This window comes from Halomonas sp. (assembly GCF_033549285.1).
Lineage (GTDB): Bacteria > Pseudomonadota > Gammaproteobacteria > Pseudomonadales > Halomonadaceae > Halomonas.
The window spans coordinates 1-21,417 of record NZ_JAWSUJ010000006.1; the positions used below are offsets into that span (position 1 = coordinate 1).

The window sequence follows — 21,417 nt, forward strand, 5'->3', positions numbered from 1 at the left end:
ACGGTAGACCAGCAGGCTCTCGCCGAAGGCGCGCATCCAGGGGTGGTCCTGATAGAACTGCTGGCGACCGCTGACGGTGCGCCACGGGATCAGCTCGTGGACGTTGGTGTAGCCGGCGTTGTAGGAGACGTGCTCGTCCTCGAGGCCGGACCAGGTCGGGCTGGAGATGATCTTGCGCGGCTGGGCGACGATGTCGCGGAAGCGGATCTTCTCCTCCTCCTTGGGATGCGCCAGGTGGGTATGGTCCCGCCCGGTGATCTTGGAGAGCGCGCCCCAGGCCTTCACCGCCACCTGGCCGTTGGTCTCCGGCGCCAGGGTCAGGATCATCTCGGCGGCGTCCACGGCGCTGTCGATCTGCGGGCGCCCCTTGTGGGGCCCGTCGAGCTTGCGGTGGTTGAGCTTGCCGAGCAGGTCCACCTCCTTCTCGGTGTTCCAGCTGATCCCCTTGCCGCCGTTGCCGATGCTCTCGAGCAGCGGGCCGATGGAGGTGAAGCGCTCATAGGTCTCGGGGTAGTTGCGCTTGACCTCGATCAGCGCCGGCATGGTCTTGCCGGGGATCGGCTCGCACTCGCCCTTCTTCCAGTCCCTGACCTCGACCTGGGCCAGCTCGGCGGGGGAGTCGTGCTGGTGCGGCAGGGTGACCAGGTCGGTCTCCTCGCCCAGGTGCCCCACGCAGACCTTCGAGAAGGCCTTGGCGATGCCCTTGTAGATGTCCCAGTCGCTGCGCGACTCCCAGGCCGGGTCCGTCGCCGCGGTGAGCGGGTGGATGAAGGGGTGCATGTCGGAGGTGTTGAGGTCGTCCTTCTCGTACCAGGTCGCCGTCGGCAGCACGATGTCCGAGTAGAGGCAGGTGGTGGACATGCGGAAGTCCAGGGTCACCAGCAGGTCGAGCTTGCCCTCGGGCGCCTCGTCATGCCACTTGACCTCCTCGGGCTTCTGGCCGCCGGCCTCGCCCAGGTCCTTGCCCTGGATGCCGTGGCGGGTGCCCAGCAGGTACTTGAGCATGTACTCGTGGCCCTTGCCGGAGCTGCCCAGCAGGTTGGAGCGCCAGATGAACATGTTGCGCGGGAAGTTCTGGGGGTTGTCCGGGTCCTCCGCGGCGAAGGCGAGCTTGCCGCTCTTCAGCTGGTCCACGGCATAGTCGGCGGTGGAGAGGCCCGCGGCCTTGGCGGCATCAACCAGGCGCAGCGGATTGGTGCCGAGCTGGGGCGCGGAGGGCAGCCAGCCCATGCGCTCGGAACGCACGTTGAAGTCGATCAGGCTGCCGGGATAGTCCTCGGCCCTGGCCAGCGGCGAGAGGATCTCCTTGATCTCCAGCTTCTCGTAGCGCCACTGGGAGGAGTGGTTGTAGAAGAAGGAGGTGGAGTTCATGTGGCGCGGCGGGCGCTGCCAGTCGAGGCCGAAGGCCAGCGGGGTCCAGCCGGTCTGCGGGCGCAGCTTCTCCTGGCCCACGTAGTGGGACCAGCCGCCGCCGCTCTGCCCGATGCAGCCGCACATGACCAGCATGTTGATCAGGCCGCGGTAGTTCATGTCCATGTGGTACCAGTGGTTCATGCCGGCACCGACGATGATCATGCTGCGCCCCTGGGTCTTGTGGGCGTTGTCGGCGAACTCGCGGGCGATGCGGGTGGCCTGCTCGGCGGGCACGCCGGTGATCTTCTCCTGCCAGGCCGGGGTGTAGGGCTTGACCTGGTCATAGGAGGTGGCGCCGTCGTCCTCGCCCTCTTTACCAAACCCGCGGTCGATGCCGTAGTTGGCGCACATCAGGTCGAACACGGTCACCGCCAGCACGTCCGAGCCGTCGGCCCTCTTCAGGCGCTTGGCGGGCAGGCTGTGGAACAGCAGCTCGTCGCTGGCGCCGCCGCTCTTGACGTGGTCGAAGTGCTCGTGGGCGATCCCGCCGAAGTAGGGGAAGGCGACCTTGGCGACCTCGTCATGCTGCTCGGCCAGGGTCAGCAGCGGCTTGATCTCGGTACCCGCGGCATCCAGCGGCTCGAGGTTCCACTTGCCCACCTCGTCGCCGGTCTCGCCCCAGCGGAAGCCGATGGAGCCTCGCGGCACCACCAGCTGGTCGCGGGTCTCGTCCCAGGCGACGGTCTTCCACTCCGGGTTGTTGCCCTGGTCCAGGCTCGCCTCGAAGTCGCTGGCGCGCATCTGGCGGCCCGGCGCATAGCTGCCGTCCTCGCGGGCCTCGAGCTCGACCAGGAAGGGCATGTCGCTGTAGCGGCGCACGTAGTCGGTGAAGTAGGCGCTGGGCTTGTCGAGGTGGAACTCCTTGAGGATGACGTGCCCCATGGCCATGGCCAGGGCGGCATCGGTGCCCTGCTTGGCGGAGAGCCACTCGTCGGTGAGCTTGGAGACCTCGGCATAGTCCGGGGTGACCGAAACGGTCTTGGTGCCCTTGTAGCGCACCTCGGTGAAGAAGTGGGCATCGGGGGTACGGGTCTGCGGGACGTTGGAGCCCCAGGCGATGATGTAGCCGGAGTTGTACCAGTCGGCGGACTCGGGCACGTCGGTCTGCTCGCCCCAGGTCATCGGCGAGGCCGGCGGCAGGTCGCAGTACCAGTCATAGAAGCTCATGCAGACGCCGCCGATCAGCGACAGGTAGCGGCTGCCTGCGGCGTAGCTGACCATGGACATGGCGGGAATCGGCGAGAAGCCGATGATGCGGTCCGGGCCGAACTGCTTGGCGGTGTAGACGTTGGAGGCGGCGATCAGCTCGTTGAGCTCGTTCCAGTCGGCGCGCACGAAGCCGCCCATGCCGCGGGCGCGCTTGTACTGCTTGGCCCGGGCCGGGTCCTCGACGATGGAGGCCCAGGCGTCCACCGGGTCGCGCTTCGCCTCGAGCGCCTCGCGCCACAGCTTGAGCAGCGGCTTTCTGATCAGCGGGTGCTTGAGGCGGTTGGCGCTGTACATGTACCAGGAGTAGCTGGCGCCACGCGGGCAGCCCCGCGGCTCGTGGTTGGGCAGGTCGGGCCGGGTGCGCGGGTAGTCGGTCTGCTGGGTCTCCCAGGTGACCAGGCCGTTCTTGACGTAGATCTTCCAGCTGCACGACCCGGTGCAGTTCACCCCGTGGGTGGACCGCACCACCTTGTCATGCTGCCAGCGCTGCCGGTAGCCGTTCTCCCACTCGCGGGACTCCTGACGGACCTCGCCATGCTCGTTGGCGAAGGGCTCGCGGGCCTTGCGGAAGAAGTTCAGCCGATCGATGAAGTGACTCATGGTCGCTCTCCAGGCTCCTGAAAAGATGCGTGGCCACCCCGGGCCACTCGGACTGCCGCTCCCTCGCAGGGCTCAGGCAGCTTCCATGGGGGGAATTCTGGGGGATTGGCAGGCGGAATACTGCCCGGTTACCTCCATATACATGCCCCCTACCTCCAAGGGGATAGACGCCGGTGAGGGAAGGGTTAGGCCTTCGATCTCGCACGCATGGCGGGGGCCCAGGAGCCTGTCGGATTTGACCGATCGTGAGTAGATCAGCGTCAAGTCCGACAGGCTCCTCTCGCATGGTCGGCCAGCATCACCAGCATGCACGCCACCAGGGCGGCATAGAGGAACATGAAGCCTGCGGTCCGCACCCCCAGCCACTCGCCGCCCAGCACGAAGACAGGCGGCAGCAGGGCGGCAAAGAGTCCGCCCAGGGTCAGCGCCAGCCCGCTCACCAGGGCCATGTCGCCGCCATGATCGCGGTGGATCAGCCGCATCAGGCTGCCCTGCCCCATGCCCATGGCAACGCCCATGGCCACCAGCAGCCCCACGAAGCCCCATAGCGGGGCCGCATAGTGCAGCGTCAGTTCGCCATGCATGCCCTCGATGCGCATCGAGAAGGGGGGGTAGGAGAGCAGGAAGAGACAGACCAGCACGAAGGCGCTGACCCACCAGCGCAGGCTGCGGAAGTCGCGCCAGTCGGCCAGCGCACCACCGATCACCTGGCCCGCCCCGACGGCGAGCGTGAAGGGCAAGGCCCAGAGCGCCGCGGCCTGCAGCGAGAGGCCGTAGCGCGCCGCCAGGTGGCCGGGCAGCCACAGCGCCAGGGCCACGAAGGCGCCGAAGAAGAAGCTGTAGGTGATCGCCAGCCGCCACAGCTGCCAGTCGGCGAGGCGTGAGACCAGGCGAACGGCTCTCGTCCGCGGCGAGGCTCGAGCCGGCGGCGCCTCGTCCTCCTCCGTCTCGCCGACGGGCGCGGGCGCGTCGCCGTCATCGGCGAACAGCCACAGCAGCGCCGCCACCAGCAGCACCGGCATCAGGTAGAGCAGCGGCGCCATGCGCCAGCCATAGGCCTGGCTGACCAGCGGCAGCAGCAGGTAGCTCAGCCCCGCCCCCACCATGCCGGCCCCGTAGAGGCCCAGCGCCAGGCCGGCATGCCGCGGCGGGCCGAGTTCCGCCACATAGACCAGGCCGGCGGCCAGTGCGCCGGCGCCCAGGCCCAGCCCCAGACCGGCCAGCAGGAACTCCAGGTAGTGATGCGCCTGGCTGACCCACCACAGGAAGGGGCAGGTCAGCAGCAGGCAGCCGAGCATCACCCGGCGCCCGCCGAGGCGACGGGCCAACAGCGCCATGGGCAGGCTGGCAATGGCTCCGGCAAGCATCGGCATGGCCAGCAGCACCGCGAAGCCGACGCCCCCCAGGGCCAGGTCCCGGCGAAGCTCCACGCCGAGCACGGCGAACAGGGTCCAGCAGGCGAAGACCAGGGCAAAGGCCAGTGGCGAGAGCACGACCACCACCAGCGAGCGATAGCCCGGGGGCGCCGATTCGCCATCGACCGGCGCATCGCGGGGCTCGTTCTTGAGGGCATCGGGGTCGCGGGACATGGCGCCGGGGCTCGAGAGGTATGGCTGAATTCTCGGGAGCCCCGGGGACAGGGTCAAAAGGGCAAGGGAGGTACACCTTTGAGGGAGCAACCACTACCCACTAGGGTATAGTGGCATCCTGAATCCCTACTCCAGCGCCACATGCGGAGGGCGATCCCGCCGATGAAACTGCTGCAACGCTCCCTGGTGGCCCGCATCGTCGCCTCGCTGCTGGCGATCAGCGCCCTGGCATTGATCAGCATCGTGGTGACCATGGTGGTGGCCAACGGCAGCCGTGGCGACGCCGCCGCCATCAACGTGGCCGGCTCGCTGCGCATGAACACCTACCAGATCGTCGCGGCCCTGCAGCGCTATGAACGCCAGCCCGAGGCGGCGCAGCGCGAACGGGTGCAGGCACTGGCCGAGCGCTTCCGGGAGCGCCTGGCGAGCCCCCGGCTGACCCAGGCCCTGCCCGATGCCGAGGATCACCCCCTGCGGGAGCAGTACCGGCTGCTGCAGGCGCGCTGGGACGAGGCGCTGGCGCCCCAGGTGACCCGCGCCATTGCCGGCGGCGGGCTCGAGGTCGAGGCGCTGCGCCAGACCCTGGACGGCCTGGTGGGTGACATCGACCAGCTGGTCACCCGGCTGGAGCAGAACAGCGAGGCCAAGATTCAGCTGCTCAGCGTGCTGCAGATCCTCTTCCTGGCGCTGACCGCCGTGGTGGTGGCGATCGCCCTCTACGACATCCGCCACAACCTGGTGGCGCCGCTGCACCAGCTGGTGGTCCTCGCCCGGGAGGCCGGCCGCCGCAACTTCCACTATCGCACCCGGCTCAAGGGCAGCGACGAGCTGGCCCTGCTGGGGCGGACCCTGGATACCATGTCCGGCGAGCTCGCCGCCAGCTACGCCGACCTGGAGGCGCGCGTCTCGCGCAAGAAGCAGGAGCTCGAGCGCAGCAACCGGGTCATGCAGGTACTCCACGACGGCAGCCGGGCCCTCTATGGCGGCGGCAACGACCTCTGCACCAGCGCCGCCCCGATGCTGCGCCGCATCGAGGAGCTGCTGGAAATCGGCCCTATCCGGCTCTCGCTGCACGACCCCTTCGACGACCGCGAGGTGCCGATCCTCGCTACCCATTCGCGCAGCCGCCCGACCTACTGTCGCGACCACGACTGCCACGCCTGCCTGCTCGACCCGGAGCCCCTGGAGCTCTCAGAGGACGGCGAGGCGGAGTGCCTGCTGCTGCCGGTGAGCGTCGGGGCGACCCTGCTCGGCACCCTGGAGGTCTGGTATCCCGAGGGACGCGAGCTCACCGACAGCACCCGCCGGCTGCTCAATGCCCTGACCGACCAGCTGGCCACGGCGGTCTACCTGCAGCGGCGCATCGAGGAGCAGCAGCAGGTGACGCTGATGAACGAGCGCACCATCATCGCTCGGGAGCTCCACGACTCCCTGGCCCAGTCGCTCTCCTACCTCAAGATGCAGGTCGCCAGGCTCGAGCGCATGCAGGCCAGGGAGATGCCCCGCGAGGCCCAGACGGCGGTCTTCGGCGAGCTGCGCACCGGGCTCGACAGCGCCTATCGCCAGCTGCGCGAGCTGCTCACCACCTTCCGCCTCAAGCTCGAGGGCCCCGGCCTGCAGAGCGCCATGCGCCAGACCACCGAGGAGTTCGCCGAGCGACTGGGCTTCAAGGTCGAGCTGTTCTTCGACGTGCCGCCGCACCTGCTCAACCCCAACGAGGAGATCCATGTGCTGCAGGTGGTCCGCGAGGCGCTGGCCAACATCCACAAGCATGCCCGGGCCCACTGGGCGGCGGTCACGGTGCGCTTCCAGCAGGCCCGGCTGCATGTCATGGTCGAGGACGACGGCATCGGCCTGCCGGCGGACGGCTCGCCGCCGATGCACTACGGGCTGGTGATCATGCGCGACCGTGCCGATACCCTGGGCGGCGAGTTCGACGTACGCAACCGCCAGGCCGGCGGCACCCTGGTCGAGCTCGCCTTCTCCCCCCAGACCGCGCGACTGATCGCCCAGCAGCCGGCCAGCGCGCCCGAGACCACCGCCCTTCAACACGGACACAGGGACTAGCCAGGATGACCCGGACCGATCACGACACCCCTGCCACGATCCTGCTCATCGACGATCATCCACTGCTGCGCCGCGGCGTGGCGCAGCTGCTCGAGCTGGAAGACGACCTGGACCTGGCCGGCGAGGCAGGCGAACCGGAGGTCGGGCTACGGCTCGCCGGCGAACTCGACCCCGACATGATCCTGCTCGACCTCAACATGCCCGGCATGGACGGCATCGCCACCCTGAAGGCGCTGCGCGAGCAGGGCTATGCCGGGCGCATCGTGATGTTCACCGTCTCGGACCACGAGGAGGACGTGGTCGCCGCCCTGCGCAGCGGCGCCGACGGCTACCTGCTCAAGGACATGGACCCCGACGAGATGGTGCGCCAGCTGCGTCAGGCGGCCCTGGGGCGCATGGTGATCAGCGAGAGCCTCACCGCCCTGCTGGCCGAGGCGCTGCGCAGCCAGCGCAACCAGCCGGCGGCCCCGGATATCCACAGCCTGACCCAGCGCGAGCGCGAGATCCTGCGCGAGCTGGCCGCCGGCCTCTCCAACAAGCTGATCGCCCGCAAGCTCGACATCACCGAGGGCACGGTGAAGGTGCACGTCAAGCACCTGCTCAAGAAGCTCAACCTGCGTTCGCGGGTGGAGGCCGCGGTGTGGGCCGTCCAGGAGGGTGTGGACAAGTAGATCCTGTGTGGATACCTCCAAAGACTCCCGGGGCTTCCGCCGCCGCTTCCACCACCCCGCCCGACAAGCCAAATCCTCTATAGATCAATGACCTGACGCTGGATACCTCCTACCTCCCTGGAGGTACCCTGCGGATTTCCCGGCATTTTCCCCCCGTTTCGCCGCTTCCCCACGAGGCGTATCTTTCGCGGCAAAGCCCCGCGCCTTGATATCGGTCAACCGTGACCGCGGGCCGGGGCCCCACGCAAGCGCTCTGAGGGGAAATGCCATGACCAGAAAGAATGCCGACATCGAGCACTGGGATGTCGAGAACGAGGAGTTCTGGGAGAAGGAGGGCAAGAAGGTTGCCAACCGCAACCTCTGGATCTCCATTCCCAGCCTGCTGATGGGCTTCGCCGTCTGGCTGATGTGGGGCATGATCACCACCCAGATGCGCAACCTGGGCTTCCCGTTCACGGTGGACCAGCTGTTCACCCTGACCGCCATTGCCGGCCTCGCCGGCGCCACCCTGCGCATCCCCGCCTCCTTCATGATCCGCATCGCCGGCGGCCGCAATACCATCTTCCTGACCACCGCCCTGCTGATGGTGCCCGCCCTGGGAACCGGCATCGCGCTGATGAACCCGGGCACGCCCTTCTGGATGTTCCAGGCCCTGGCGCTGCTCTCGGGCATCGGCGGCGGCAACTTCGCCAACTCGATGAGCAACATCTCCAGCTTCTTCCCAAAGAAGCAGCAGGGCTACGCCCTGGGCATGAACGCCGGCCTCGGCAATTTCGGCGTCACCACCATGCAGATCCTGATCCCGCTGGTGATGACCGTGGGCCTCTTCGGCGCCCTGGGCGGCGATGCCATGGAACTGCAGAAGGCCAGCGGCACCCTGATCGGTCGCATCGAGGCGGGCACCGACACCTGGATCCAGAACGCGGGCTTCATCTGGCTGGTCTTTTTGATCCCGCTGGCCTTCGCCGGCTGGTTCGGCATGAACAATATCCGCGCCATCACGCCCAACCCCGGCTCTCCCCTGCAGGCCTTCGGCAAGATCCTGGGCCTCTATGCGGTGGGCATCCTGACCTCGATCATCGGCGTGGTGGCGCTGGGCTGGCTCAACATGTGGATCGCCCTGCCGCTGACCATCGTGCTGACCCTGTTCCTGCTGCGCCTGATCCCGGGTGACATCAAGCCGAACATCCAGAAGCAGTTCGCGATCTTCTCCAACAAGCATACCTGGGCGATGACGGTGCTCTACATCGCCACCTTCGGCTCCTTCATCGGCTTCTCCGCGGCCCTGCCGCTCTCCATCAGCGTCATCTTCGGCAACATGATGGAGGTGGCCGCCGACGGCAGCGTCTCTCGCATCGCCAATCCCGATGCCCCCAGCGCCCTCACCTGGGCCTGGATGGGGCCCTTCGTGGGCGCCCTGATCCGCCCGGTGGGCGGCTGGATCTCCGACAAGGTGGGCGGCGCCATCGTCACCCAGGCGATCTCCGTGGTGATGGTCCTGGCCTCCGCGGCCGTGGGCTACGTGATGATGCTGGCCTACAACGCCACCGACCCCAACCAGTACTTCTGGATGTTCCTGCTGCTGTTCATCGTACTGTTCGCCGCCAGCGGCATCGGCAACGGCTCCACCTTCCGCAGCATCGGCTTCATCTTCGACCTGCAGCAGAAGGGCCCGGTGCTGGGCTGGACCTCCGCCGTGGCGGCCTACGGCGCCTTCATCGCCCCGCGGGTGATGGGCGAGCAGATCAAGGCCGGCACCCCGGAGATGGCCATGTACGGCTTCGCGGTCTTCTACGCGCTCTGCCTGGTCGTCAACTGGTGGTTCTACCTGCGCAAGAACGCCTACGTGAAGAATCCCTGATCCATCAAGCCGGTAGCGCCCGGGAGGCCCCGGGCGCCCCTACCCGAGATATCGAGATCCGCCATGAAGATCATGCTTGCCTACGATGGTTCGCGGAATGCCAGGCTGGCCCTGGAGCAGACCATGCAGATGTTCCACCACAATGCGCCCACCCTGGTGCTGGTCGGGGTCGCCGAGAATCCGCGTGACAGCACGGATGCCAACGAGGACCTCTTCCAGGAGGAGTATCGGGAGCTCAAGGCGCAGCTGCAGGAGGGCGTCGAGATCGCGGTGAAAGGGGGCTTCGACGCGGAGCTCCTGATCGCCGAAGGCGATGCCCGCAAGCTGCTGCTCCAGGCCACGCACAAGGAGAAACCCGACCTGCTGGTGATTGCCCGTCACAGCCACCAGCCCGATCCCAGCTTCATCGCCAAGTCGCTGAATGCCATCTTCGATGAATTCGACTACATGACCTTCGGCAGCGTCAGCTCCTTCCTGACCCGCCGGGCCGAGTGTCCCCTGCTGATTCTCCCCACCGGGGATTCGGCAGCACAGGAATAAACGACCATGAAAGTCTCCTCCGTCTTCAAGGTGAAGAGCCCCGAGATCCGGGCCCTGCATCTCACCTGGATCGCCTTCTTCATCACCTTCTACGTCTGGTTCAACATGGCGCCGCTCGCCTCGAGCATGCTCAAGAGCGTCGACTGGCTGAGCCCGGACGACCTCAAGCTGTTCGCCATCTGCAACGTGGCCCTGACCATCCCGGCCCGCATCATCGTCGGCATGGCCCTGGATCGTTTCGGCCCGCGGCGGGTGTTCTCGGTGCTGATGGTCACCATGTCGGTCCCGGCCCTGGTGTTCGCCTTCGGCGATACCATGACCCAGCTGCTGGTCTCGCGACTGGTGCTCAGCTCCATCGGCGCCAGCTTCGTGGTCGGTATCCACATGACCGCCCTGTGGTTCAAGCCCAGGGACATCGGTTTCGCCGAGGGCTTCTATGCCGGCTGGGGGAACTTCGGCTCCGCGGCCGCCGCCATGTCGCTGCCGACCATCGCCATCACCATGTACGGGGGCGCCGACGGCTGGCGCTGGGCCATCGCCCAGAGCGCCATCGTGATGGCCGCCTACGGCGTCTACTACTGGTTCGCCATCACCGATGGCCCGGATGCCAAGGCCCACCGCAAGCCGCGCAAGGCCGCCGCCATGGAAGTCAGCAGCTGGGCCGACATGATCAAGCTGATCCTCTGGACCATTCCGCTGGTCGGCGTACTGGGAATCCTGGTGTGGCGCATCCAGAACATGGGGTATCTCTCCACCACCGGCGCCGTCATCGCCTACCTGGCGATCGTGGCGGTGGTCATCTACCAGATCGTGCAGATCCTGCGCGTCAACGTGCCGATCCTCAAGCAGGGGGTCCCCGAGGACGACAAGTATCCCTTCAGCAGCGTCGCGGCGCTGAACAGCACCTACTTCGCCAACTTCGGCGCCGAGCTGGCGGTGGTCTCCATGCTGCCGATGTTCTTCGAGGAGACCTGGGGGCTGAACGCGGCCACCGCCGGCCTGATCGCGGCCTCCTTCGCCTTCGTCAACCTGGTGGCGCGTCCCATGGGCGGGCTGGTATCCGACCGCATGGGCAACCGCCGCTTCGTGATGCTCAGCTACATGTTCGGCATCGGCATCGGCTTCGTGCTGATGGCCATGCTCAACGCCAGCTGGCCGCTGATCGTGGCCATCGCCATCACCATCTTCACCTCCTTCTTCGTGCAGGGGGCGGAGGGCGCCACCTTCGGCATCATCCCGTCGATCAAGCGCCGCATCACCGGCCAGATCTCCGGCATGGCCGGCGCCTACGGCAACGTGGGGGCGGTGGTCTACCTGACCATCTTCACCTTCGTCACGCCGACCCAGTTCTTCTACATCATTGCCACCGGGGCCTTCCTCAGCTGGCTGATCTGCCTCATCTGGCTGAAGGAGCCCGAGGGTGCCTTCGACGAGGAGTATCACGTCTCCTCGGTGGATCGCATGATCGAGGAGCAGGCGGCGCTCAAGGCCAGCCAGGCCGCCCGCTGAGGCCCACACCCGACCCGGGCGGCAGGACGGCCGCCCGGGTCGCTGCGTCTTGAGACGTCGCACCACTCGGCACTGGCGACGCGGCAGGGAGCGATACCCCGGGGGCTACCCCCAATGGGTTAGGGGTCGGGATATCAGGAGGTAGCGACGACAGTTCTTGATGCACATCAACCTCGACGTCGCCAGGACTGACAGTCTGTAAGGCGACCATTCATGCAAGGCCAAGCGAGGGAGGCACGACATGAAACATCTCGAGGGGGTAACCCGGCCCCAGCAGTACCGGGCCCTGGGACTCAGCACCCTGGCATTCACCACCTGCTTCGCGGTGTGGACGATCTTTTCCATCATCGGTGTGCAGATCCAGCAGGACCTGGGCCTCAGCGAGACCCAGTTCGGCATCCTGGTCGCCACGCCGATCCTGACCGGCTCCATCAGCCGCATCTTCCTGGGCATCTGGACCGAGCAGTTCGGCGGCCGCCGCGTCTTCAGCCTGCTGATGCTGATCACCGCGGCCTGCGTCTTCATGCTCTCCTATGTCGAGTCCTACGCCATGTTCCTGGTCGCGGCGCTCGGGGTGGGCCTGGCCGGGGGCTCCTTCATCGTCGGCATCGCCTACACCTCCTACTGGTTCGAGAAGGAGAAGCAGGGCACGGCGCTGGGCATCTTCGGCGCCGGCAACGCCGGGGCGGCGGTGACCAACTTCGCCGCCCCCTTCCTGCTGGTGGCGCTGGGCTGGGAGCAGACCGCGGTGGTCTACGCCATCGTGCTGACGGTGGTCGCCGTGGGATTCTGGGTCTTTTCCAAGGAGGACCCGCTGACCCGCTCGCGGCGCGGCCAGGGCGGCAAGGGGACCTCCGCCCGGGATCAGCTGGAGCCGCTCAAGCACCTGCAGGTGTGGCGCTTCGCCCTCTACTACTTCTTCGTGTTCGGCGCCTTCGTCGCCCTGGCCTCCTACCTGCCGCGCTACTACGTCGGGGCCTACGATGTCAGCATCGCCGTGGCCGGCTCCCTGGCGGCCCTCTACACCCTGCCGGCCAGCGTCTTTCGCGCCCTCGGCGGGTGGATGTCGGACCGCTACGGCGCCCGGTCGATCATGTACCTGACCTTCATCGCCTCGCTGGCGTGCCTGTTCCTGCTCGCCTATCCCGAGACCAGCTACGTCATCCAGGGCAAGGAGGGCGAGATCACCTTCTCCATGACCCTGCCGCTGTGGGCCGTGGTGATCCTCACCGTGCTGCTGGGCTTCTTCATGTCGCTGGGCAAGGCCGCCGTCTACAAGCATATCCCGGTCTACTATCCGGAGAACGTCGGGTCGGTAGGGGGCCTGGTCGGCATGATCGGCGGCCTGGGCGGCTTCTTCCTGCCGATCCTGTTCGGTGCCGTACTCGATATCACCGGCATCTGGACCAGTTCCTACATGGTGCTCTTCGTGCTGGTGGCGATCTCCCTGGCCTGGATGCACGGTGCCATCCGCCGCATGGAGCGCCAGCGCCTTCCCGAACTCGGCGAGGAGCGCTATCGCTACCTGCCGGAGATCCAGGGCCCCGCCGAGCAGTATGCCGAGCGCCGGCGGTCACGGCAGGCCGAGGAGTGACACCCTGAACCGGACGGCGAGAATGCCACCTGCGGGTGGCATTCCCGTTTTCGGCCGGGTGTCTTGATCCAGGCCAGGAAAATCCGCCGCGCCTCGCGCTATAGTGGTATCTGAAATACATCAATTGGCCGGAAGCCCAATGCGGGCCCCGGCCGACTGCCGGATACGAGGTGTCCCCATGTCCCACACCCTGGCCCACGACGATTCCGTCAACCCCGAGAAGGCCGCCCGCGGCCGCGGCACGGCCATCGTCGTCTACATGCTCTTCCTGGGCAGCGTGCTCGCCGTGGTCACCGCGCCCATCGGCGTGCTGGTCGCCCACCTCAAGCGCCGTCGTGCCGAGCCCTGGGTGCAGAGCCACCTGCAGTTCCAGATCCGTACCTTCTGGCTGGGCATGCTGGGGGGCGGGCTCTTCGTCGCCGCCTGGCAGCTGCTGGGGCTGGTGGGTGCCCCTGCCGTGGCGCCCTGGGCACTGGGCTACATCTACTTCACCGCCTGCCTGATCTGGATGGTGGCGCGCTGTGGCGTGGGCATCAGCCGCCTGACCTCCAACCAGCCGGTGGCCAACCCGCGCAGCCTGGCCTTCGGCGGCGCCCGGGTGACCCTGGCGGACGGATGAAGGAGCGGGCGCTTCCCAACCCCGGCTGGGGGCCGCTCTCGGCGCTGCCCGGCAACCCGCTGATGTGGGTGCTGATCCTCAGCGAGATGCTGGTCTTCAGCGCCTTCTTCGCCCTCTATGCCGCGGAACGGGTGGCGGCGACGGCGCTCTTCGACGCCTCCCAGCAGGAGCTCGACCCGCTGATGGGCGGCCTCAACACCCTGGTGCTGCTGACCAGCGGGCTCTGCGTGGCCCTGGCCGTGGAGGCCGTGAGCGCCGGACGGATCCGCCGGGCCCGCCAGTGGCTGGGCGCCGCCATGGCGCTGGGGGTGCTGTTCGGCGTGATCAAGGGGATCGAGTATGCCAGCAAGTTCTCCGCCGGCATCACCCCGGAGACCAACGCCTTCTTCGGCTTCTACTACGGGCTCACCGCCTTCCACTTCGCCCATGTGCTGTTCGGCCTGGCGCTGCTGGCGCTGGTGACCTGGCGCACCTCCACCGAGAACGTGGAGACCGCCGCCGCCTTCTGGCACATGGTCGACCTGATCTGGATCCTGCTCTACCCGCTGCTCTATCTATTGCGCTGAAGGCTCTTGTTGCACTGAAGACTCTCCATCAAGCTGAGGGCTCTCCATCAAGCTGAGGGTTCTCCATCAAGCTGAGGGCTCCCTCCCGAGGTGACCATGACCATGCTTCCCGGATCTCGCCGCCTGCTCATCACCTGGGCCACGCTGATGGCCCTGACGCTGCTCTCGATGGTCTCGGCGCGGCTGGACCAGGAGAGCTGGCAGGCGCTGCCGCTGTGGTCGGCGGGCCTGGTGGTCGCCGCCACCGGCTTCAAGGCCCAGCGGCTGCTGATGGTCTACCTCAACCTGCGCGCCGCCACGCCGGCCTGGAAGGGCACCTTCGTGGGTCTGGTGGTGCTGACGCTGGCGCTGATCGCCGGCGGCTACCTGGCGGCACGGCTGACCGGCTGACGCCGACGCCCTGCCGCGGTTCGAACGCGAGTATCCCCCCTGGCGGTTCCTCGCAGGCCGCGGGATGGCGTCGCCGCTTGCCGTGACTGCCGACCAGCGAGAACGTGCCCCACGCCGGGATGCCTGTTATAAGTGAAAGTGCAGGCAGCAAGCATCCTGCCATCCGGCAAGTGATTCACGCGAACGTGGCTACTGCGTTGGCTCAAGAGCGTCGCTCGGCGACGAACAGGTTATGGCTTCCCAACACCCCGTGGCACCCGGCCGCATCGTGGCCATCGGCGGCGCCGAGGACAGGACCTCCGATCTCGAGATCCTGAGACAGGTCTTTGCCCTGGCCCCCGAGGGCCATGACGAGGTCGCCGTCATCGCCACCGCGAGCGGCATTCCCGACGAGGTGCTGCCCGACTACGAGGCGGCCTTCTCTCGCCTGGGCGCCAGCCGCGTCCATCTGCTGGGGATCCGCGACCGCCAGCAGGCGGCCGAGGATGACACCGTTCGCCTGATCGAGCAGAGCGGCGTCATCTTCTTTACCGGCGGTGATCAGCTGCGCCTGACCAATGTGCTGGGGGGATCCCCGGTGCTGAGTGCCATCCGCGAACGCCTCGAGGACGGCGCAGTGGTGGCCGGGACCAGTGCCGGTGCGGCGGCCATGCCGGGCACCATGATCTACAACGGCGCCGCCGCCGATGCCCTGCGCAAGGGTGCCGTCAACATGACCTTCGGCCTGGGGCTGGTCGATGGCCTCATCATCGACAGCCACTTCCTCGAGCGCGGGCGCTTCACGCGACTGATGGAGGTCGGGGCAAGCAACCCGGAATACCTCGGGGTGGGCCTGGGCGAGGATGCCGGCGTGATCATCCACCCCCACGGCATCCTCGAGGCCATCGGGCCGGGCCATGTCATCCTCATCGACAGCCGGGACCTGGCGAGCTCGAACATCGCCGACCTCTCCATGGGCGCACCGGTGGCCGTCGAGCACATGATCCTCCATGCGATGGTCAGCGGCCACGGGTTCGACGTCGAGGCGAGGCGCTATCTCGTCCCCCACGACCTCGGCACCATTCTCGCGGAGCGCCGATGAACATTCTCGAGCACCGGGCACTGCGCGGCCCGAACTACTACAGCCGCTACCCGGCGATCTTCTTGCGCCTGGACATCGGCGAACTCGAGGAGAAGCCGAGCGATACCGTCCCCGGTATCGTCGAGCGGATTACCGCCCTGCTGCCGACCCTGCAGGAGCACCGCTGCTCGGTCGGCCGGCCCGGCGGTTTCCTGGAGCGGCTGGAGCGTGGCACCTGGGCCGGCCATGTCGTCGAGCATGTGGCGATCGAGCTGCAGAACCTGATCGGCTTTTCGGTGGGCTACGGCAAGACCGTCGACAGCTACGAGCCCGGCATCTACAACGTCGTCTACCGCTACCGTGACGAGGTGTGTGGCCTGGCCGCCGGGATCGAGGCCGTCGACCTCGTCGAGCGACTGTTCGTCGGCGAGGCGATCGACATGCCGGCGATCATCGACCGCCTCAAGCAGGTGCGCGACGCCCACATGCTGGGGCCCTCCACGGCCGCCATCGTCGACGCCGCCAACCAGCGTGGCATACCCCATAGCCGCCTGAGCGAGGAGAACAGCTACATCCAGTTCGGCCAGGGCCATCGGCAGCAGCGCATCCAGGCGACGGTGACCGGCCACACGGACCTGATCGGCTACGGCATCGCCGACGACAAGGAGTGGACCAAGCAGGTGCTCGGCGATGCCGGCATTCCGGTACCCCAGGGGCGGGTGTGCGGCTCCTTCGATGAGGCGCTCGACGCCGTCCGTGACATTGGCTATCCCGTCGCGGTGAAGCCGGTCATCGGCAACCATGGCCGCGGCGTGAGTACCAACATCGAGGACGACCCGTCGCTGCGTGATGCCTTCGACATCGCCGCCCATCGCAACCCCTCGGTGATCGTCGAGCAGTACATCCGGGGCGAGGACCATCGCCTGCTGGTCATCGACAACAAGCTCGTGGCCGCGGCCCGGCGCCGCCCGGCGCATGTGGTCGGCGACGGGGTCGCCACCCTGCAGGCCCTGGTCGACAGGGAGAACCGGGACCCGCGTCGCGGCATCGGTCACGAGAACCTGCTGACCCAGATCCAGCTGGACGAACAGTCGCTGCGGCTGATCGGCCAGCAGGACCTGACCCTGCAGAGCGTCATCCCGGCCGGCGAGATGGTCTTCCTCAAGCCCACGGCGAACCTCAGCACGGGGGGGACGGCCACGGACGTGACCGACGATGTCCATCCGGAAGTGCGTTACGTGGCGGAGCGCATCGCGCGGCTGGTGGGGCTGGACATCATCGGCATCGACCTGCTGGCCGAGACCCTCACCCGCCCCCTGGAGGAGCAGTCCGCTGCCGTGGTCGAGGTCAACGCCGGGCCCGGCTTTCGCATGCATCTGTCGCCCACCCACGGGGAGGGCCGCGATGTCGGCCGCCCGGTGATCGACATGCTGTTCCCCGACAGCGAGGACACGGGACGCATCCCCGTCGCGGCGGTCACCGGCACCAACGGCAAGACCACCACGGTGCGACTGCTCTCTCACCTGCTGCGCCAGGCGGGCCGCAACGTCGGCATGGCCTGTACCGGCGCCATCGAGGTCGACAACCATGTCATCCTGCGCGGTGACTACAGCGGCCCCCAGGCGGCCGCCATCGTGCTGCGCGAGCCTACGGTCGAATACGCCGTGCTCGAGGTCGCCCGCGGCGGCATCATGCGACGTGGCCTGGGGTTCGACGAGTGCGACGTAGGCGTATTGCTCAACATCGCCAGCGATCACCTGGGGGAGCATGATATCCACACCCTCGACGAGTTGGCGCGCTGCAAGACCGTGGTCATCGATGCCGTGCGCCAGGGTGGGACGGCCGTGCTCAATGCCGACGACCCAAGAGTGCTGGCCGGCCAGGAGTGGGCCCGGGGCGATATCATCTTCTTCACGCTGGACCCCGACTCACGCCCCGTCCGTCGGCATGTCCGCGACCAGGGTGTCGCCTTTACCGTCCACAACGAACGCATCGTGATGCGCCAGGGCCAGGTCGAAGCCGAGGTGATACCGGTCGTGGACGTGCCGATCACCTTCGAGGGCCATGCCCATTTCAATGTCGCCAATGCCCTGGCCGCCAGCGCGGCCGCCTATGCCCTGGGGCTCTCCATCGCCGATATCCAGATGGGCCTGCAGACCTTCCATCCCACCCCCGGACAGAACCCCGGCCGCACCAACCTCATCGACGCCAACGGCATGAAGGTGCTGATCGACTACGGGCACAACGTGCCGGCGCTGGAGGCCTTGAGCGAACTGGTCGGCTGCATTCCGGCCCGGCGACGCATCAGTGTGGCCAGCGCTCCGGGGAATCGCCGTGACGAGGACCTGTTCACGCTGGGCACCTTGCTCGCCCGGATGCACGACGTCGTCTTCATCTACGAGACCGATGCCCGCGGTCGTGCCGTCGGAGAAGCCGCCGGCCTGCTGCGCGACGGCGCCGAATCAGTGCCGGGAGCCTGCCGGGTGGAGGTCATCATGGATGAAACCCAGGCCGTCGATCGGGCCTTCGACGAGGCCTGCGAAGGTGACCTGCTGGTGCTGCTGATCGACGATGTCGAGGGCGCCATCGAGCGCCTGAAGGGCCGCCGTTTCTCGCCGCCGGCGGCGACTGACCCCACCGGTGAGTCACCATGATGCCCCTCGTTGAGCGGGACGCCCCCCTGCTGACCCTGCTGCGCGTGGGTCGCATCTTCGCGCCACAACCGCTCGAGGCGACCGAGATCCTGATCGCCGACGGCCGAATCGCGGCCCTGGGGCGTGATCTCGCCGTGCCGGAAGGGTGGCCCGTGCGCCTGGTGGAGGCTCGCGACCTCACCGCCGTTCCCGCCTTCATCGACCAGCACGTGCATGTGACCGGTGGGGGCGGCGAAGGCGGCTGCGGCACTCGCTGCCCGGAGATCACCGCCAGGGAGATCGCCGCCATGGGCATCGGCACCGTGGTAGGGGTGCTGGGCACCGACGGCATCAGCCGTTCCCCGGCGGACCTGCTGGCCAAGGTCCGCGGGCTCAGGGCCGAAGGTATCGCGGCCTACATGTACACGGGGTCGTATCGCGTGCCACCCCCGACCCTGACCGGCGACCTGCAGCGCGACCTGGCCTGGATCCCCGAGGTCATCGGCCTGGGCGAGCTGGCGATCTCGGACCACCGTTCGAGCCAGCCGCGACAGGACGAGATCGCGCGGCTGGTCAGCGAGGTACGCGTCGGTGCCATGCTGGCCGGCAAGCGCGGCATCTGTCACTTCCATGTCGGCGACGGACAGCGGGGGCTCGAACCGCTGCGCCGGCTGCTCGCGGAGACCGAGATTCCCGCCGAGCAGGTGATCCCCACCCACGTCAACCGCCACCGCGCCCTGCTCGAGGAGGCCGCCGACTATGCGCTGACCTTCAACGCCAACGTGGATGTGACCGCCTTCGATGACGCCGACGAGGATGACCTGAGCGGCTTCGGTGCGGTATCGCGGCTGCTCGCGCGCGGCGTTGCCGTCGAGCGCATCACCATGAGCTCCGACTGCAACGGCAGCCTGCCCGAGTTCGATGCCCAGGGCCACTTCATCGGCATGCGGGTGGCGGGCAACCACACCCTGATTGCGGACTGGCAGCGCCTGGTGCGCGAGGAGGTGCTGCCCCTCGATCAGGCCCTGGGCCTGATCTCGACAAACGTGGCGCGGGTGCTCGGGCTCGATGGCCAGAAGGGCCGCCTGGCCGCAGGTTTCGATGCCGACGTGACCCTGCTCGATGGCGACCTCCAGCCGCAGCAGACCTTCGTGGCAGGGAAGCGAGTCCATGCCAGGGACGACTCGCCATAGCGCCGCGGGCGCCTCGCAGCGACACCTCAACCCGCTGATGGGTGGGCTCAACTCCCTAGTGCTGCTCGCCACCGGCTTCAAGGCCCACCGGCTGCTGATGGTCTACCTCAACCTGCGCGGCGCCGTCATGAGCCTGGTGATCCTGACGCTGGCGCTGATTGCCGACGGCTACCTGATCACACGCTTTGCCTGAGATCTGCCGCACACCTTTCAAGAACAAGATCGGCTCCAACGGTTCGTTAATCGACCAAACTCGGCTAGACTCGCTTGAAATGGGTTTAATTTTATAGCCGGGACCACCCACCATGGAAGACCGTTGGCTCTCCGTCGATGAGATCGGCGAGTACCTTGGCGTGAAGCGCGACACCGTCTATCGCTGGATCTCCGAGCGGGCGATGCCAGCCCACCGCATCGGGCGACTGTGGAAGTTCAAGCGCGACGAGGTGGATGACTGGGTCCGCAACGGCGGTGCCAGCGAGGGCAGCAAGTCCGATGCGTGACCAAACCACCCTCAAGCGCCTAGGCTTCATGACTCAGCAGGGCAGCACCCACACGGCCCGGACCCTCATGCTCAGCGAATTGAACACCCTGTTCGACCATGTCGCTGAAGAGGCCGGCAAAGCTGAGTACCAGGCCGCCATCCGCGATGCCAATTGTTTGGCCAAACGCTCCGGCCGTACACGCCAGTTGACGGCCCGTCACCTGGCCGACCTCTATGGGCTCGACCCTGCCAACCCTATCCACGCCGGACTGCGCTACTTCTGGTCGCGAGATGAGGCCGCACGCCCCCAGCTCGCTCTGCTGGCGGCGTCTGCCCGTGACTCTCTGCTCAGGGACCTCGCCCCCACCATTCTCGCCAAGCCGCTGGGCACATCGATAACCCGCGAATCGGTTGAGGAAGCCATCGAGCGGCACTGGTCAGGGCGCTTCAGTCCAGCGACACGTAAGTCCGTCGCCCAGAACATCAACAGCAGCCTGGCGCAGGTCGGCTACCTGCTTGGCCGTATAAAGAAGGTGCGGGTGCATCTCGAACCTGCGACAGGCGCCGTCGCCTATGCCCTCTACCTTGCCTGGCTGCAGGGCGGCCGCGGCGAGCTGTTGTTGCAGAGCCCATGGTGCAAGCTGCTGGACGCCAGCCAGGACCGCCTGCTGGAACTGGCAGCCCAGGCCTCGGCCAAGGGCTGGATGGTGATGCGCCGGGTCGACAACGTGATCGATATCGACTTCCCTGCCCTGGCCCCGCTGGTCAACCAAGTCTTGAAGACTGATGTACCCGCCACTGCCTCCCAGCAGGAGATCTTCCATGAGCAAGGTTAAGCGCCTGATCGACTCCTACGGCCGCTTCATCGCCCTGCCCTGGCGCGACGACGCCGCGGCCGCCCAGCGGGTAGTCTTCTGTGTCTACCCAGAAACCGAGGAGCTACGCCTGCGCGCCAACCTGGGTGAGTTCGAGCTGGTGACCCATCAGAACGGCCATGAGTGGATGACTTTCAACCTCACCGACACCTTCGCCCTGTGGATGGCCGAGCAGAAATATGCCAAAGGGTACTTCAGATCGCCCGCCAAGCTGGCTACGGTGATACATCGCTACCTGGACTGGCTGGAGGCCCGCTTCACTGCCGAGCTGTCCACCCAGGGGGCTGGCGACAACCACGTCGTCACGCTCTACGGCGTAGGCAGCCTGTTCGGCCTGCTCAAGGTCAAGGAGGTTGTCGACCGCCTAGCCCCCCACGTCAGTGGACGCCTGGCCGTACTGTTCCCGGGCAGCTTCGAGAACAACAACTACCGGCTGCTGGACGGCTACGATGGCTGGAACTACCTGGCCACGCCCATCACCGCCGACGGGGCCCGCTGAGCCGCAGCAACGCACGAATTCGAATTTCGCTTCCGCAGGGGAAAGGAC

General features: G+C 67.1%; 18 protein-coding genes. 16 read left to right on the forward strand and 2 right to left on the reverse strand.

The window, feature by feature from the left end; genetic code table 11:
• Both SCI24_RS02435 and SCI24_RS02440 read right to left on the reverse strand, forming a co-directional pair.
• On the reverse strand, positions 1-3,222 hold a 3,222-nt coding region (locus SCI24_RS02435; RefSeq protein ID WP_318723815.1), incomplete at its 3' end, for a nitrate reductase subunit alpha.
• A 260-nt stretch (positions 3,223-3,482) separates the two neighbouring features.
• Positions 3,483-4,811, reverse strand: a complete 1,329-nt coding sequence (locus SCI24_RS02440) for an MFS transporter (protein WP_318723816.1) — start codon at positions 4,809-4,811, stop codon at positions 3,483-3,485.
• Between the two features lie 162 nt (positions 4,812-4,973).
• Here SCI24_RS02440 and SCI24_RS02445 point away from each other — a divergent pair, with 162 nt between their 5' ends.
• From SCI24_RS02445 to SCI24_RS02520, 16 genes are all read left to right on the forward strand, one after another.
• Positions 4,974-6,878, forward strand: coding sequence for a type IV pili methyl-accepting chemotaxis transducer N-terminal domain-containing protein (locus SCI24_RS02445; RefSeq protein ID WP_318723817.1), 1,905 nt, complete (start codon positions 4,974-4,976; stop codon positions 6,876-6,878).
• 5 nt (positions 6,879-6,883) lie between these two features.
• Positions 6,884-7,549: a two-component system response regulator NarL gene (gene narL / locus SCI24_RS02450; RefSeq protein ID WP_318723818.1), complete on the forward strand. Its 666-nt coding sequence runs from the start codon at positions 6,884-6,886 to the stop codon at positions 7,547-7,549.
• Between the two features lie 268 nt (positions 7,550-7,817).
• Positions 7,818-9,410 (forward strand): antiporter, encoded by a 1,593-nt coding sequence (locus SCI24_RS02455; protein ID WP_318723819.1) that lies wholly within the window; start codon positions 7,818-7,820, stop codon positions 9,408-9,410.
• A gap of 63 nt (positions 9,411-9,473) precedes the next feature.
• Complete coding sequence (locus tag SCI24_RS02460; RefSeq protein ID WP_318723820.1) at positions 9,474-9,950, forward strand: universal stress protein; 477 nt, start codon at positions 9,474-9,476, stop codon at positions 9,948-9,950.
• 6 nt (positions 9,951-9,956) lie between these two features.
• Positions 9,957-11,459: an MFS transporter gene (locus SCI24_RS02465; protein ID WP_318723821.1), complete on the forward strand. Its 1,503-nt coding sequence runs from the start codon at positions 9,957-9,959 to the stop codon at positions 11,457-11,459.
• Between the two features lie 241 nt (positions 11,460-11,700).
• Positions 11,701-13,053: a nitrate/nitrite transporter gene (locus SCI24_RS02470; RefSeq protein ID WP_318723822.1), complete on the forward strand. Its 1,353-nt coding sequence runs from the start codon at positions 11,701-11,703 to the stop codon at positions 13,051-13,053.
• A 178-nt stretch (positions 13,054-13,231) separates the two neighbouring features.
• Entirely contained in the window at positions 13,232-13,672 is a 441-nt protein-coding gene (locus tag SCI24_RS02475; protein WP_318723823.1) for a hypothetical protein, read from the forward strand.
• Positions 13,669-14,238, forward strand: coding sequence for a cytochrome c oxidase subunit 3 family protein (locus tag SCI24_RS02480; protein ID WP_318723824.1), 570 nt, complete (start codon positions 13,669-13,671; stop codon positions 14,236-14,238). Before SCI24_RS02475 ends, SCI24_RS02480 begins: the two co-directional genes overlap by 4 nt.
• Positions 14,239-14,334: 96 nt before the next feature.
• The gene (locus SCI24_RS02485) at positions 14,335-14,628 is read left to right on the forward strand and encodes a hypothetical protein (protein WP_318723825.1); all 294 of its coding nucleotides are present in this window, start codon (positions 14,335-14,337) and stop codon (positions 14,626-14,628) included.
• Between the two features lie 232 nt (positions 14,629-14,860).
• Positions 14,861-15,709: a cyanophycinase gene (locus SCI24_RS02490; protein WP_318723826.1), complete on the forward strand. Its 849-nt coding sequence runs from the start codon at positions 14,861-14,863 to the stop codon at positions 15,707-15,709.
• On the forward strand, positions 15,706-18,342 hold the full coding sequence (gene cphA / locus SCI24_RS02495; protein ID WP_318723827.1) for a cyanophycin synthetase: 2,637 nt from the start codon (positions 15,706-15,708) through the stop codon (positions 18,340-18,342). Before SCI24_RS02490 ends, cphA begins: the two co-directional genes overlap by 4 nt.
• Positions 18,339-19,514: a beta-aspartyl-peptidase gene (iadA, locus tag SCI24_RS02500; protein WP_318723828.1), complete on the forward strand. Its 1,176-nt coding sequence runs from the start codon at positions 18,339-18,341 to the stop codon at positions 19,512-19,514. The genes cphA and iadA overlap by 4 nt, the downstream gene beginning before the upstream one ends.
• Complete coding sequence (locus SCI24_RS02505) at positions 19,492-19,707, forward strand: hypothetical protein (RefSeq protein WP_318723829.1); 216 nt, start codon at positions 19,492-19,494, stop codon at positions 19,705-19,707. Before iadA ends, SCI24_RS02505 begins: the two co-directional genes overlap by 23 nt.
• 112 nt (positions 19,708-19,819) lie before the next feature.
• Entirely contained in the window at positions 19,820-20,014 is a 195-nt protein-coding gene (gene mads1, locus SCI24_RS02510) for a methylation-associated defense system helix-turn-helix domain-containing protein MAD1 (RefSeq protein WP_318723830.1), read from the forward strand.
• Positions 20,007-20,831, forward strand: coding sequence for a hypothetical protein (locus SCI24_RS02515; RefSeq protein ID WP_318723831.1), 825 nt, complete (start codon positions 20,007-20,009; stop codon positions 20,829-20,831). Before mads1 ends, SCI24_RS02515 begins: the two co-directional genes overlap by 8 nt.
• Complete coding sequence (locus SCI24_RS02520; RefSeq protein WP_318723832.1) at positions 20,818-21,369, forward strand: BREX protein BrxB domain-containing protein; 552 nt, start codon at positions 20,818-20,820, stop codon at positions 21,367-21,369. Before SCI24_RS02515 ends, SCI24_RS02520 begins: the two co-directional genes overlap by 14 nt.
• Positions 21,370-21,417 lie beyond the last annotated feature (48 nt).

Excerpts from the sequence above, each read along its gene's own strand:
- SCI24_RS02440 (WP_318723816.1), bottom strand. The coding sequence starts at position 4,811 with ATGTCCCGCGACCCCGATGCCCTCAAGAACGAGCCCCGCGATGCGCCG.
- SCI24_RS02445 (WP_318723817.1), top strand. The coding sequence starts at position 4,974 with ATGAAACTGCTGCAACGCTCCCTGGTGGCCCGCATCGTCGCCTCGCTG.
- narL (WP_318723818.1), top strand. The coding sequence starts at position 6,884 with ATGACCCGGACCGATCACGACACCCCTGCCACGATCCTGCTCATCGAC.
- SCI24_RS02455 (WP_318723819.1), top strand. The coding sequence starts at position 7,818 with ATGACCAGAAAGAATGCCGACATCGAGCACTGGGATGTCGAGAACGAG.
- SCI24_RS02460 (WP_318723820.1), top strand. The coding sequence starts at position 9,474 with ATGAAGATCATGCTTGCCTACGATGGTTCGCGGAATGCCAGGCTGGCC.
- SCI24_RS02465 (WP_318723821.1), top strand. The coding sequence starts at position 9,957 with ATGAAAGTCTCCTCCGTCTTCAAGGTGAAGAGCCCCGAGATCCGGGCC.
- SCI24_RS02470 (WP_318723822.1), top strand. The coding sequence starts at position 11,701 with ATGAAACATCTCGAGGGGGTAACCCGGCCCCAGCAGTACCGGGCCCTG.
- SCI24_RS02475 (WP_318723823.1), top strand. The coding sequence starts at position 13,232 with ATGTCCCACACCCTGGCCCACGACGATTCCGTCAACCCCGAGAAGGCC.
- SCI24_RS02480 (WP_318723824.1), top strand. The coding sequence starts at position 13,669 with ATGAAGGAGCGGGCGCTTCCCAACCCCGGCTGGGGGCCGCTCTCGGCG.
- SCI24_RS02485 (WP_318723825.1), top strand. The coding sequence starts at position 14,335 with ATGACCATGCTTCCCGGATCTCGCCGCCTGCTCATCACCTGGGCCACG.
- SCI24_RS02490 (WP_318723826.1), top strand. The coding sequence starts at position 14,861 with ATGGCTTCCCAACACCCCGTGGCACCCGGCCGCATCGTGGCCATCGGC.
- cphA (WP_318723827.1), top strand. The coding sequence starts at position 15,706 with ATGAACATTCTCGAGCACCGGGCACTGCGCGGCCCGAACTACTACAGC.
- iadA (WP_318723828.1), top strand. The coding sequence starts at position 18,339 with ATGATGCCCCTCGTTGAGCGGGACGCCCCCCTGCTGACCCTGCTGCGC.
- SCI24_RS02505 (WP_318723829.1), top strand. The coding sequence starts at position 19,492 with ATGCCAGGGACGACTCGCCATAGCGCCGCGGGCGCCTCGCAGCGACAC.
- mads1 (WP_318723830.1), top strand. The coding sequence starts at position 19,820 with ATGGAAGACCGTTGGCTCTCCGTCGATGAGATCGGCGAGTACCTTGGC.
- SCI24_RS02515 (WP_318723831.1), top strand. The coding sequence starts at position 20,007 with ATGCGTGACCAAACCACCCTCAAGCGCCTAGGCTTCATGACTCAGCAG.
- SCI24_RS02520 (WP_318723832.1), top strand. The coding sequence starts at position 20,818 with ATGAGCAAGGTTAAGCGCCTGATCGACTCCTACGGCCGCTTCATCGCC.